Consider the following 13651-nt stretch of genomic DNA (forward strand, 5'->3'; position numbering starts at 1 on the left):
CTCCTTAAAGAATGTTTATTTGGAACAACAATCCTAGAAAAACATTATTCTAAGTATATCTTAATATGATATTCGTCGTAACAAAAACGATTCCCTTTTAAAATTCTAATTTTTTTCTCTTTTTTCTTGATTATTTGACCAATTGCTAATCATTATTCTTCTAATCACTGCAATGTTTTGGAATAATCTTACCCCAAAAGCAAAAACAGCCGCCAAATATAAGTCTACACCAAGATGTACGCCCAGAAAAGCTAAACTTGCTGCTAGTAAAATATTAAAAAAGAATCCAGAAACAAAGACCTTGTCATCATAAATATTTTGGAGGTGGGCACGAATACCGCCAAATAATGTATCCAATGCTGCGAGGACCGCAATCGATAAATAATTGGAATACTCTTCTGGAATCCTAATATCTGTCAGAAGCCCGAGGACGACCCCTACTAGCAACCCTAAAACGGGAAGCCACATATTATTCGTTCCCTCCCCTTTCCTTAACCGGTTCCATAAAGCGGATCCGGATCGTATCTTTATATTCCGGAACCGTGAGCTTTTCTAAAGGCTTGGAGATGCTGACCCGGAGGTTATCGATAAAGAAGTCTTCAACGGATCTTGAAACCTGCATGCGGTTATACAGGTCCTTGGCAGCATTTACATCCTTGGTCAACACCTTGACTTCAAACGGTATTTTCTTTATTGAATTACCGTCCACCTTCGTTTCTCCATTGATATCACGGATGACTGACGTATTGATTAGTCGATGGCCGTCAATCGCGATATCTACTGCATCATACTGATTCAGTTCATTTACAAGCCTCTCCAAAAGTTCGGGTGAGACATTCTGAACTTTTTCACCGAGGAGGATTTCCTCCATCGAAGGCTCTATCGTCAGGATAAGACCAGGACCCGTTTTTTCTGTCAGCCCCATTTCAGTCTTCAATTCCTCTAACGTTTGCTTTAATGCCTGTTCTGGACTTGATTGCTGCTCAGTTTTGTACTGTTCCAGCTTCGCTTCCACAGAACGCGTTTCTGATAATAAGTTGGAATTGACTTCCTTTTCTTTCAGAAGCGCTTCCCTCAGTTCCCAGATATCTCTGGTATCCCGGACAACTGGCTCTTTGACAGTCTGGAACTGAATGGCAATCATAAATCCGATGATGACCGTAATGACAGTAAAGCTGATTTTAAGTTTGTTGTCCATTTATTGCACCTTACTTTCGGGACCTGACCCTCGCCCGTATCGTTTACTTCAAAGGGAGCCGGCTCATGATTCACCAATTGTTGGTTCGAGGATGACCGAATTTTCTTTTTTCATCTCAAATATGATATTTTCATTCACCAACTGATCCTTCACTCCACCTGTGATATTCATGGCGGAGGACAACACTTCCGGATCTCCGATTGCCGTAATTTTGAACGGGGCAGGGTACTCGATGCCATCAATCTGGATGACCGGACCGTTACACAGTATGTATGAATCATGCTTAAGTCTTTGCCCGTTGATGGCAACCGCAGAGGCACCTGCTATATATAATTCATTAATCACCTTAAAGACGTGGTGTTCATGGACAATATAATTATTTGCGTTTTCTTCCTCCGGGTCATATTTTGCATCGGACAAGGTGACCGTTACCCCCGGCCCCTTCACTTTCGTTTTACCTAAGTACATACGGTACTTCTCAGCATCCTCTGCCAGGTTGAAATAAATTTGCTTCTCTTTGGAGAATTCCTTCTCCATATTGCCGACCTTCTCCTGTTTCTCATAAAGTTTTTCCTGCAGACGATTATTCTTCTGCTGGTACTCGAGGATTTGATCTCTTAACGTCTCTTCCTGTTTCCATTGACCATTTGTCCGGCTCCCGAGCTCTTTTTGTTCTGTGTTTGCCAGACTGAATGAAAAAGCAAGGATGAAACCCAAAACCAGACATACAAGAGAGAGGACCACGTGCTTACCTCTCACCTTCATCCTCTTCATTCGTTTGTTCACCTTCCGTTTCGTATGCTCTGAAATAAGAACCGACCTCTAAGTCAATGACCCCTTTTACCGAAGGATCCAACTGGCTGACGATCGAAGGATAATGTACCATCTTTTCAGAGAAACTCCGGATGGTCGCACTCACTTCGAACCCATCATTCATAAATAGAGTCAAGTGATATTGGTCTGTCTTCTTGGGAACGAGGTTGATCTCAGAAATAAGATGCTGCACTTCTTTCGGAAGTTCCTCTAATTCGTTCACCATTTTGACCAGGACCTTATCCTCTTCGAATCCCCTCAATAAAGGTGCATCCACAGGAATCGATCCGGTCCCTTTATCCAAGACCTTCCCATTTTCCAAAATGACAAAAAACTTATTTCCCTTTGAGAGATACGCTTTTTTATCATATTCTTGAACGGTTATTTCGAATGAATTCGGAAAGGATAATTTCACTTTCGCATCTTTTACTTCAGGAAGCTTCTTTAATTGCTCGACCGTTTTCTCTTTGCTTACACTCCACACATTCATACCTTTGTCAATTCCACTTTTTTGAAGAACCGTCTTATTTGATATAAGTTCATTCCCATGAACGGACACTGTGTTTACATGACTCAAGGGCGATTGAAAGTATACAACCGACAATATCATCAGAAAGAATAAAGAAAGTAAAAACAGAAGCCTGCGGTTTGCTTTCTTTTTTCGGTGTTGTTTTAGTTTAGGAATACGATCTTCAATGGAAACAACATTTTCTTTTTTCATTTCGTTCTCCTCAATTTCACTTTGGATTCATTATGTCATGAGTGAGCTAGACTCATCATGTCTTATAATGAAAGTACTCTTTACATTGGGATACCTTCTATTCTATACGAAGGAATAACATGTTAAAAGAGGAACAGAACGTTATTTTCTGCCATATACCCTTTTTAAAGGCAAAAAAATGAGTGATGCAGGGTTAATGGCCTATTTTTGGAGAATTGACCTACAGTCACCCTAAGATGGATTGTCCATACCGCTTTTCGTATATGTACTTTCATTCACTTTCCAAAAGAATGGCCATCCTATGTATTACACTCTTGAACCCTATTTTAAACAACAATTGAAGCATTATGAATGCATGTCATTGAATTGTAAAAGTTTTGGTTAACAAAAGTAACAAACTCTCCTTTATTTTGAAAAGGCATGATAAAAATGAATTACGTATATGTAATTTATTGTAACATCGAAAACATAAATATCCTATCGTTATTTCGTTCAACGGAAGGATTTTCTTCGTTTTATTTCAGATAAAAAAAGAGACTGACTGAGAAAAATGGGAAGGAGTGATGAGGTCTAGATTCATCATTCGCTTACCCTTTTCTTCTGTCAATCTCTTTATGTGACGCACTAATTCCTTGAATAGCGGCTTATATTCAACAGGACCCCTACAGCCATCAGCATGAGGGTCAAAGAAGATCCCCCGTAGCTCAAGAATGGAAGGGTAATACCGGTTACGGGCATCAGCCCCGTCACCACCCCTACATTGATCATCACCTGGATGGCAATCATGGAGACGATCCCCAAAGCCAGGAAGCTGCCAAATAAATCCGGTGCACCCAATGCAATCCTGATCCCTCTCCACAAAATCAATGAAAACAGGATCAATACCAGGGTTCCCCCAATAAATCCAAGTTCCTCTGCTAAAATAGCAAAAATAAAATCATTTTGAGGTTCCGGCAAATAAAAGAACTTCTGTCTGCTCTGTCCAAGACCTAATCCGAATAATCCACCAGGTCCGATGGCATACAGGGACTGAATGATTTGGAAACCACTATTGAGCGGATCCTGCCAGGGATCTAAAAAGGATGTAATCCGTTTGATCCGGTAAGGAGCAGAAATGACGAGTCCTACAAATCCCAGCAAACCGATCATGCCGAGTCCTACGAAATGTTTGATGCGGGCCCCAGATATGAAGATCATCACAACAGAAGTCCCCACCATGACGGTACCCGTTCCTAAGTCCGGCTGGAGCATGATCATTCCAAAAGCTGTAAACACAAGTAATAGTGCCGGAAGGACTCCTTTTCTAAAAGAAGTAATATACTTTTGGTTCTCTGATAAATACTTTGATAGAAAAGCTATCATGGCGAGTTTCATAAACTCCGAAGGCTGAATTGAAAAGGCCCCTACACCGATCCAGCTCCTCGAACCATTCCGGAGCACCCCTATGCCGGGAATGAGGACGAGAACAAGGAGGACGAAGCAAATGATGATGATGATCTTTGACCAGTTTCTCCATGTCCAGTACTCTACGTTCATAATGAAAAACATGGCGAATAGTCCTACACCCGCAAAGAGCACCTGTCTTTTTGCAAAGAAAAAGGAATCATCAAATTTGTAATCTGCCCATACAGCACTCGCACTGTATACCATGACCAGTCCGATCGCAAGCAGTGTGAGTGTAACCACAATGAGTATAAAATCGGGAGTCGATTTTTTTAAAGGCAATCCTAAACACCTCGAATAGACAAATTTAGAGCCGTTCGAGCATAGAAAACTACTGATCCCGGATTGAATGACTGGTTGTGTAAGTATGGATGCTCTATATGGACAAGCCCTTATTAAAGCTTATGCACGGCCTCGATAAACATGTCACCGCGTTGTTCAAAAGTACGATATTGATCCCAGCTTGCACATGCAGGGGACAATAATACGATATCCCCTTCCCGTGCATGCTCATACGCAACCGGAACCGCCTTTTCAACATTATCGACAGGAATAATCGTTTGTATCCCTGCCTTTTCCCCTGTCTTCACGAACTTCTCAGATGTTTCTCCAAAGGTGATCAATGTTTTGACGTTTACGAGATATGGAATCAGGTCATCAAATTCATTCCCGCGGTCCAATCCTCCTGCAAGCAATATAGTAGGGGATTCAAATGCTTTCAGCGCACTTTTCGTCGCCAGGCTGTTCGTTGCTTTAGAATCATTGTAAAATTTGATGCCATTCATTTCGCGAACGAACTGAGTTCGATGTTTCACTCCGCCAAACGTACTCAATACCTTTGTGATGCTATCATTAGAAACTCCATATATTTTACAGGCAGCAACGGCACAAAGGATATTTTCAAGATTATGGGCACCCGGAAGGACGATGGAGGATAAATCCACCACTTTTTCGTCCTTGAAATAAATTGCACGATCCTTTATATAGGCACCGCCCTCTATTTCTTTTTCGGTTGAAAAGCGAATCACCTGGGCTTTGGTAAAGCTTACCGCTTCCTGTACATGCTCTTGGTCCCCGTTAATGATCAAATAGTCTTTTTCCGTTTGATTTTTTGTAATATTGGATTTTGCTTTCCAATATTCGTTCAAGTCACCATGGTAATCCAGATGTGCATCATACAAATTTGTAATAATGGCAATGTGCGGAGCGAAGTCCTGGATCCCCATCAGTTGGAAAGAAGATAGTTCGACTACCATCTTTTCGTCCTCTTTCGCATCCTGTGCTACTTCAGAAGCAACGGTTCCAATATTCCCGGCGATCAGAGGCTTTTGATTATCCTCTTTCAGCATTTCGAATAACAGTGTCGTGGTGGTCGTTTTTCCATTGGTTCCCGTGATCCCGATCATTTCCGCCTCGGAAATTAGATAAGCGAGCTCTACTTCTGTTAAAACGGGAATATTCTTTTCCATCGCTTTTTTAATTAATGGGTTATGATATGGGATACCCGGATTCTTTATGACATATTGAAAACCTTCATCCAGAAGCTCGATGGGATGACTTCCGCATATGACTTTAATCCCTTCCTGCAGGAGCCCTTGAGCTTCGGGATTTTCCGACAAAGGCTTTTGGTCATTGACCGTAACAAATGCTTCTAACTTATGTAGGAGAGAGGCAGCACTTACCCCACTTTTCGCCAACCCTAATACCAATACTTTTTTATGTTTGAATTTCGTAATGTTTTTCACTTATAACCACACCTCAATATAGATTCCTAAAACGGCAAAAAGCAATCCCACAGTCCAAAAAGTAACGACAACACGCCACTCCGACCATCCGACCAACTCATAATGGTGGTGCAATGGGCTCATTTTGAAAATTCGTTTTCCTGTTGTCTTGAAGCTTGCCACCTGTAAGATGACGGAAAGAGTCTCAATGACGAATACTCCCCCAATAAGGATTAATATGATTTCAAGCTTGGTTAAAATGGCAATCGTGGCGATTGCGCCTCCAAGTGCAAGTGAGCCGGTATCACCCATGAATACTTTGGCTGGATGGGCATTGAAGACGAGGAAGCCAAGAACCGCCCCCACCACCGCTACTCCGAAGATGGCAACATCATATTGGGATTGACTCCACGCAAGTACAGCCAGTGCCCCGAATGCAATGGCACTTGTTCCGGACACCAAACCGTCGAGACCATCGGTCAAATTGACGGCGTTTGAAAATCCAACAAGCCAAAAAATAATGAACAAGCAATAAAACCAGCCTAATTCAAACGAAATATCCGTTAGCGGTATCGAAACCGTGGTCGGAAAGTCGTTTTGTTTAAAGATAAGATAGAAGATCACCGATATGACAATCTGTCCCAGCAGCTTCTGCTTGGAGGTCAAGCCTAAATTCCTTTTCATCACGACTTTAATAAAGTCATCCAGGAAACCCAGTAAACCAAATCCAACAGTCACAAGGATCATTAAATACGTTTCGGGACCGGGTTCAGAATATTTACCGGTCATGACAAATGTGGTGATGACAATCGATACTAAGAACACGATTCCACCCATCGTTGGTGTGCCGGTCTTTTTTTGATGCGACTGGGGACCTTCATCCCGGATGCTTTGTCCAAACTTCAATCTTCTGAGGAAAGGGATAAACAATGGGGCAAGCAATACGGTTATGAGAAACGCCATTATGATGGTAAAAAAGATCACTTGTTCCATCATCGTCATTCCCCTCCCATTCCTTCGGTTGGATCCTGTATAGATCCGTTTCTAGACATATCATTTGTTTGATGTTGCTCAGATTCACTGCTAAAAATAAACTTCGTCATAATTTCCCACTTTTCTTGATTGTAATTTTGTTTGTAACTCTCTTGTAAGTCTACATAAGCCCTGTATACATCTTCAACCATAAATAACGGAAAGTGATTGGGGACAAATGATGGAATTTCTTCACCCTTTGGCCAAAGGGAAGCAATCGCTCCTTTTTCAATGCTCCGAAAAAGGTTCACCTCATCACCTGCAGGTATATATAGTCCTTTCTCCATTCCCATCCTAGTTGAATTTGAAACTACTAAAAAGGGGTAACCCGGCAAATGGATTCCTTTGGTTTCCGGAAACTTTTTTCTGACTTCATCATAAAGAAGCATTCCTACATCCCCTTGATGAAGTGTCTTGCCACTTCACGGTCATCAAAATCGTATACATGATTCCCTATGATCTGATAGGTTTCATGCCCTTTCCCGGCAATCAGGACGACATCTTCGGGTTTAGCAAGGCTCAAGGCTTCTTTGATCGCATCTTTGCGATCAACGATCAATTGATATTGCTTGCCGACCACTCCCGCTTCCATATCCTTCAAGATAGCCTCCGGATCCTCGGTCCTGGGATTATCAGAAGTGAAAATGGCATAATCGCCATAATCACAGGCAATCTCAGCCATGATCGGCCTCTTGATCCTATCCCTGTCCCCTCCGCATCCGACCACTACAATGACATGGCCATTTGTTATCGTACGGATGGTCTCTAATACATTTTTCAAGCCATCTGGAGTATGGGCATAGTCGACGATGACGGAAAAGGGCTGACCTTCTGAAATCGTTTCAAACCGTCCCCTGACCCCTTTGGCTTTTTCAAGGCCCCTTATACTTTCATCGATCGGTATACCTGCAGCAAACGCTGTCGCTATTGCAGCCAGGGCGTTGTATACATTAAACTTCCCCGCATACTTTAGAACCATTTCCCGTTCCCCGAATGGAGAGACAAGGGTGAAGACCGACTCTGTTGCCCTAAGGACCACATCTTTTGCATGGAAGTCAGCTGATGGAGACAGTCCATATGTAAATACATGGGCGGCTGTGGATTTGATGAAATAATCAGATGCATCATCGTCCTTATTAATAATGGCATACTTAGGGGATTTCTTGAAATAAGTATTCCCTAATTGAGAAAACAATAAGCCTTTCGCATTGCGGTAGTCTTCCATTGTTTTATGATAATCCAAATGATCCTGTGTCAGATTCGTAAACACTGCTATGTCATAGTCGCATCCGTGCACACGACCTTGATCCAAAGCATGTGAAGAAACTTCCATGATGGCGGACCGCACCCCTTTATCGCAAAATCGTCTGAACGTCTGTTGAAGGGTTAAACTGTCAGGCGTCGTATTATGGCTGACCTCCAACTCCTCCCCCACTTTGATATGCAGGGTTCCAATCAATCCTGTTTTCATCCCACTTTGAGTAAAAACGTGATCGATGAGGTGTGTCGTCGTGGTTTTGCCATTTGTCCCAGTCACCCCAACCAAAAGCAGCTGATGGGAGGGCTGTTTATAAAAATGGTCCGCTAGAATCGCCATCGCTTTCTTCGTATCGGGAACAATAATGACAGGAACTCCTGCATCCAGTCTCCTCTCTGCAAGGATCGCTGCTGCACCATTCTTCTCTGCCACCCCTGCAAGAGAGTGGCTATCGATCTCAAGTCCATTGATACAGATAAATAAATCACCATTCTTCACTTTCTTATGGTGGTTCGCGATGTTTGAAATAGCGGGATTCCCTTCACCCTGTACTGAGAAAAACGGTAGTACTTCCAGCAAAGTGTGCAATCTCATCCTTTCAACTCCTCACAGGCAGAAAGCAACCTTTTTATATTTTACAAAAAAATATGAATGAAAGCTATCAACCTTTTAACTTAGTTCGATATCTTTTTAACGTCACGCGGACTGACACTTTATACCCCGGGGATTCACCCGTCCAAATCCCCGGCATAAATAAAAAGTATATCATGAAATGACTACTGTGTAGACCTTCTCCGCCATTATTCTTCAGATAGATAAACCCTTACCTTTGAGCCCTGTTTTATTTTTACTCCCGGGTCCGGAGACTGACTTACCACCTTTTCTCCGCTTCCACTTACATCCAGGTCAAGATTCACCAGTTGTTCCTGCAGTTCATTTTTCGTCAACCCGATCAAGTCCGGGGTTTCAATCAACGGAGTGTCGGTCCATGTCATCTCTTTTTCAATTTGACCTTTACGCTTAGGTACGCCCATTGCCTCCAGACTATCACCTATGATACTTCCTCCGATCGGGGCTGCCACGACCCCACCGAATTGAATCGTCCCCTTCGGATTATCGACAGCGACATACACTACAATCTGAGGGTCATCCGCAGGAGCCACTCCCATGAAGGAAACGATATGATTGTTTTCCAGGTACTTACCATCCTTTGCCTTCTGCGCTGTCCCCGTCTTCCCACCTACCCTGTAACCATCTACAAACGCTTTCTTTCCGCTTCCTTTGGCCACGACATTTTCCAACGCTTCACGAATCTGCTTTGACGTTTCTTCGGAAATGACCCTCTTCTTGATCTGAGGGCTCTTTCTCATGACCACTTCTCCGGTTGAAGGGTCGATAAGCTCTTTTGCGATATAAGGCTGATACAATACTCCTCCGTTGACTGCCGCTGACACTGCTGCGACCTGTTGAATGGGGGTGACGGCCACCCCCTGGCCAAATGCGGTTGTCGCCTGTTCTACTGGCCCGACACGGTCGAGGTTAAAGAGAATCCCCTTCCCTTCCCCTTGCAGATCGATTCCCGTCTTTTCACCAAATCCAAAATCATGGATATAACTGAATAATTTTTCTTTCCCCAGCCTTTGACCCAACTCGACAAATCCCGGGTTACATGAGTTCTGTACCACTTCAAGGAAGGTTTGTGTCCCGTGTCCCCCACGCTTCCAGCAGTGGAGAGTCGATCCAGCCACTTCAATATGCCCGGGGTCATGAAATGTCTCTTTATAGAGATCCACCTTTTTTTCTTCGAGGGCTGCCGCAAGAGTAATGATCTTGAACGTAGATCCCGGTTCATACGTGCTCCAAATCGGTAAATTCCGATTATAGATCTCCTGGGGTACATTGCGGAAATTAGCCGGGTCAAATGTCGGCCTGCTTGACATGGCCAATATCTCACCATTCTTAGGATTCATGGCGATGGCAATGATGCCATCCGGATTATACGTCGCCTCTGCGATATCCAATTCACGCTCAACGATGGTTTGTACTTTGGTATCGATCGTTAATTTTAAATCCAACCCATTCTCGGGTTTTTCAAAATCATCTGCCATATCAGGCATTCTCTTACCTTTGGCATCGGAGAAAAATTTCACATACCCTTTATCTCCGCTAAGCTCTTCATCATAAGAAAGTTCGAGCCCCATAAGCCCTTGATTATCGATTCCTGCAAAGCCGAGTACATGGGATAAATAACTTCCATATGGATAATAACGCTTAGAATCCTCCCCTAAATAAACGCCCTTTAAATTCAAATCCCTTACTTCTTTCGCTTTTTCATACGAGATTTTCCTCGCTTCCTTTATCAGCACCATATTGGCTTTCTGTGTTACATATTTATATGCAGACTCAACTGAAATATTAAGAACGGCCGCCAGTTTATCTGCTGTCCCTTGAGGATCCGTAATTTGCCGTGGAACGACAAATATTGTCGGCGCACTTTGATTCCCTGCTAGTTCCACTCCATTTCGGTCGACTATTTTCCCTCTCTCAGGTTGAAATGGGATATTTCGACTCCAGGAGTCTTTCGCCAAACCGGTAAGCCAGTCCCCTTTAAAGAACTGAACATACCCCAGCCTGATATCTATGATGGAGAAAATAAGGACCCCTACTATAAGCGCTACTGCCAACCTCTTCCTTACCGTTACATTGGATACTCTTTTCACAAATGGAACCTCCCCTTCTATGGCTCGTTCCATTATATGCTTGGACTCATGGTGGTATGTTTGAATTCAATGAAAGACTCGGGGCTGCTGTTAGCGGGATACCATTTCATGAAAGGATGGACAAAAAGGGATGACTCAAATACCGGAGTCATCCCTTTTTGTTAATTCAGCTGTTCTTCTTCTTTTTCTTTTGGTGCTGCTGCTTCTTCAGGGGTCTTGAAATTGACGACGAGTGGCTCATCTTTCTTGACCTTTGTCCCAGGCTGTATATTCTGGCTGAAAGCATATCCATTTCCAACCATATTAATCTTCAGACCGGCGATATTCGCTACCTTAAAGACATCCCTTACAGACCACCCCTTCATATCGGGAATGGTAATGTCTCCGTCCGTTTTGATCACTACTCTCTCCCCTTCAAGAATGGCGTTTCCGCCTTGAGGAAGCTGTTTGACCACTTGAGAACCGTTCCCGACCACGACTGGAGTAACACCTGCTTTTTCCAGCTCTTTTTTCGCTTCTTCCACGCTCATTTCCCTCGTTTCAGGGAGTGATTGCTTTTTCAGGCTCACTTTTTCCTGAGGTTTGATGTTCAGGTATTTTAAGCTGTTTTGCATAACGGGATTGAAGACCTCAGAGACTGGATCCGATCCGATTTCAGTCGGTTCCAATTCAGGCTGTTGGACCCCGACATAAACGATTAACTGAGGATCGTCGATAGGGGCCATACCCATAAAGGAGAAAAGATAATTTTCTTTCCCGACCATATAACGGCCATTCGATGGATCAGGTATCTGACCCGAACCGGATTTACCTCCGACACGATATCCTTCTATCGCAAATTTCTGTCCTGTACCATCTTCAGATGTGACAGTCGTCTCCAGGTACTCCCTGGTCTTGATCGCTGTTTCCTTCGTAATAGGGCTTCCAGAAACTTCAGGCTTCGTCTCTTTGATCACTTTCTTTGTATTGGGATCGACGATCTTTGAAATGACATAAGGCTTCATCATTTTCCCATCATTGGCAATCGCCGACTCCGCCTGAATCATTTGAAGCGGTGTGACGGTCGTGCCTTGACCGAAAATGGTCGTGTATTTTTCAATCGGGTAATGATATAATATCGAACCCGATGCCTCATTTGGTAATCCTACGTCTGTCGCTTCGCCAAATCCAAAGTCATGTAAATAGTCTTCATATTTCTTAAATCCGATTTTATCCAGAAGATTTGCAAATGCAACATTGGAAGATCTTTGAACGCCTTCAAGGAATGTAATCGTTCCCCAACCTTCTCCCCCATTATGATCCCGGATCGGATTTGGAACATTTTCCACATAATACTTACCAGATTCATAGGTTTCATTCGGATTGAACTTTCCTTCATTCACTGCAGCTGCAAGGGAAAAAGACTTCATCGTGGAGCCCGGTTCATACGTATCTTCAACGATGATATTGGTCCAGTTATCCAAAAGCCCCTCTCTTGTATCCGGGTGGAAGGTAGGTCTTTGACTCATGGCAAGAATCTTCCCCGTTTTCGGGTCAGATACGATCGCAAACATTTTCTTAGGCTTGTATTTTTTCTGGACTTCATTCATCGCTTCTTCAAGGAAGGTTTGAATCTTCTTATCGATGGTCAGATATAGGTCATCTCCATCCTCAGGCGGTGTAACATGTTCGTCTGAATTCGGCAGGAGATAGCCCCACACATCACTCTTATAAGAAACAGAACCATCCTTGCCTTTCAATACATCATTGAAACTTGCTTCCACTCCCATTTTACCCACTGTCGTAGAATCCCCATCGTCGTCGGTTGTTTTCTGTGCGAACCCGATAAGATGGGAGGCAAAGGAACCGTTAGGATAAAACCTCTTCGCTTCCTTCCTGAACGTAACGCCAGGGATATCCTCTTCCTTGATATCAAGCATCATCTGATGGGATAAATCTCTTCCTGCAGCACCGAATTCCACTTGATACGGACCTTTTTTGTTTAAGCGGTCATAAATCTCACTTTCCTTCATATCAAGATACTTGGCGAGGACTTTTGCCGTTTTTTCAGGGTCGGTCACATGCTTGGGTTTCTTTGGATTACTGGTGATACTTGGATCTAATATCGCAACCAGTGTATATGCGGATGTATCCTCTGCAATGACTTCCCCTTTCCCGTCAAAGATGGTTCCTCTATGTGCTTCTAAAATATGACTTTTAATATATTTTTTTGCCGCCTGCGATGCCAGGACCTTCCCTTCCGCTTCTCCCGTGACCTGGATGGTGACGAAGCGGACCATTAATACAAAAAAGAGCAAGCCGAAAATCCCGAAAAGGATGGCTGCCCCTATGTTCATACTTGGCCTTTTTTTCATTATTGTTCAACAACCTTAACGTTCTTTTCTTTCAAGTTAAGTCCAAGTTCCTTTGCTTTTTCGAGAATACGCTCATACGTACTTAGTTCACTTACTTGAAGTTTCAGGTCAGTGTTCGCCTTTTCCTGCTTTTCAATGGTCGTTTCTACGTGCTGAACCTCTTTGTTGACATCATAGATGGCTGCCTGGGTCGAAACAATTTGAACCGCCAGGATACAAAATACCATTGCGAAGATGGCCACAAGGATTTTCTCACCCGGCGTGACAACGGACCTTCTTTCTTCATTCAGACGCTTAGGTTTGGCTTGAACGGACTGATAGGATTTCTCAACATTTTGCTGTTCATAATTTCTGGCTAAGTTACTCAAAATTCTCCCTCCTGTTTCCT

At 43.2% G+C, this 13651-nt stretch carries 12 protein-coding genes; all 12 read right to left on the reverse strand.

Going from position 1 to position 13651, the window contains the following annotated elements:
• Positions 1-105 precede the first annotated feature (105 nt).
• A complete protein-coding gene (locus V8G47_RS05080; protein ID WP_034755840.1) occupies positions 106-468 on the reverse strand; it encodes a small basic family protein in 363 nt (120 codons plus the stop codon).
• A gap of 1 nt (position 469) precedes the next feature.
• Positions 470-1198: a DUF881 domain-containing protein gene (locus tag V8G47_RS05085; RefSeq protein ID WP_336199125.1), complete on the reverse strand. Its 729-nt coding sequence runs from the start codon at positions 1196-1198 to the stop codon at positions 470-472.
• A gap of 63 nt (positions 1199-1261) precedes the next feature.
• Entirely contained in the window at positions 1262-1972 is a 711-nt protein-coding gene (locus V8G47_RS05090; RefSeq protein ID WP_336199126.1) for a DUF881 domain-containing protein, read from the reverse strand.
• On the reverse strand, positions 1947-2732 hold the full coding sequence (locus V8G47_RS05095; protein WP_336199127.1) for a cell division protein FtsQ/DivIB: 786 nt from the start codon (positions 2730-2732) through the stop codon (positions 1947-1949). Before V8G47_RS05095 ends, V8G47_RS05090 begins: the two co-directional genes overlap by 26 nt.
• A 624-nt stretch (positions 2733-3356) precedes the next feature.
• Positions 3357-4457, reverse strand: coding sequence for a stage V sporulation protein E (spoVE, locus tag V8G47_RS05100; protein WP_258263189.1), 1101 nt, complete (start codon positions 4455-4457; stop codon positions 3357-3359).
• A 113-nt stretch (positions 4458-4570) separates the two neighbouring features.
• Complete coding sequence (murD, locus tag V8G47_RS05105) at positions 4571-5920, reverse strand: UDP-N-acetylmuramoyl-L-alanine--D-glutamate ligase (protein WP_336199128.1); 1350 nt, start codon at positions 5918-5920, stop codon at positions 4571-4573.
• On the reverse strand, positions 5921-6895 hold the full coding sequence (gene mraY, locus V8G47_RS05110) for a phospho-N-acetylmuramoyl-pentapeptide-transferase (protein ID WP_336199129.1): 975 nt from the start codon (positions 6893-6895) through the stop codon (positions 5921-5923).
• A 2-nt stretch (positions 6896-6897) separates the two neighbouring features.
• Positions 6898-7320, reverse strand: a complete 423-nt coding sequence (locus tag V8G47_RS05115; RefSeq protein ID WP_336199130.1) for a hypothetical protein — start codon at positions 7318-7320, stop codon at positions 6898-6900.
• Positions 7321-7322: 2 nt separating this feature from the next.
• The gene (locus V8G47_RS05120; RefSeq protein WP_336199131.1) at positions 7323-8783 is read right to left on the reverse strand and encodes a UDP-N-acetylmuramoyl-L-alanyl-D-glutamate--2,6-diaminopimelate ligase; all 1461 of its coding nucleotides are present in this window, start codon (positions 8781-8783) and stop codon (positions 7323-7325) included.
• A 206-nt stretch (positions 8784-8989) separates the two neighbouring features.
• Entirely contained in the window at positions 8990-10909 is a 1920-nt protein-coding gene (locus V8G47_RS05125) for a stage V sporulation protein D (RefSeq protein WP_336199132.1), read from the reverse strand.
• 161 nt (positions 10910-11070) lie between these two features.
• Entirely contained in the window at positions 11071-13263 is a 2193-nt protein-coding gene (locus V8G47_RS05130) for a penicillin-binding protein (protein ID WP_336199133.1), read from the reverse strand.
• Complete coding sequence (gene ftsL, locus V8G47_RS05135) at positions 13263-13631, reverse strand: cell division protein FtsL (RefSeq protein ID WP_336199134.1); 369 nt, start codon at positions 13629-13631, stop codon at positions 13263-13265. The genes V8G47_RS05130 and ftsL overlap by 1 nt, the downstream gene beginning before the upstream one ends.
• Positions 13632-13651 lie beyond the last annotated feature (20 nt).

The sequence above is a fragment of the Rossellomorea sp. LJF3 genome (genome assembly GCF_037046045.1).
GTDB lineage: Bacteria > Bacillota > Bacilli > Bacillales > Bacillaceae_B > Rossellomorea.

Bases quoted from the DNA above. Each gene is read 5' to 3' on its own strand.
- V8G47_RS05080 (WP_034755840.1), bottom strand. From the start codon at position 468: ATGTGGCTTCCCGTTTTAGGGTTGCTAGTAGGGGTCGTCCTCGGGCTT.
- V8G47_RS05085 (WP_336199125.1), bottom strand. From the start codon at position 1,198: ATGGACAACAAACTTAAAATCAGCTTTACTGTCATTACGGTCATCATC.
- V8G47_RS05090 (WP_336199126.1), bottom strand. From the start codon at position 1,972: ATGAAGAGGATGAAGGTGAGAGGTAAGCACGTGGTCCTCTCTCTTGTA.
- V8G47_RS05095 (WP_336199127.1), bottom strand. From the start codon at position 2,732: ATGAAAAAAGAAAATGTTGTTTCCATTGAAGATCGTATTCCTAAACTA.
- mraY (WP_336199129.1), bottom strand. From the start codon at position 6,895: ATGATGGAACAAGTGATCTTTTTTACCATCATAATGGCGTTTCTCATA.
- V8G47_RS05115 (WP_336199130.1), bottom strand. From the start codon at position 7,320: ATGCTTCTTTATGATGAAGTCAGAAAAAAGTTTCCGGAAACCAAAGGA.
- V8G47_RS05120 (WP_336199131.1), bottom strand. From the start codon at position 8,783: ATGAGATTGCACACTTTGCTGGAAGTACTACCGTTTTTCTCAGTACAG.
- V8G47_RS05130 (WP_336199133.1), bottom strand. From the start codon at position 13,263: ATGAAAAAAAGGCCAAGTATGAACATAGGGGCAGCCATCCTTTTCGGG.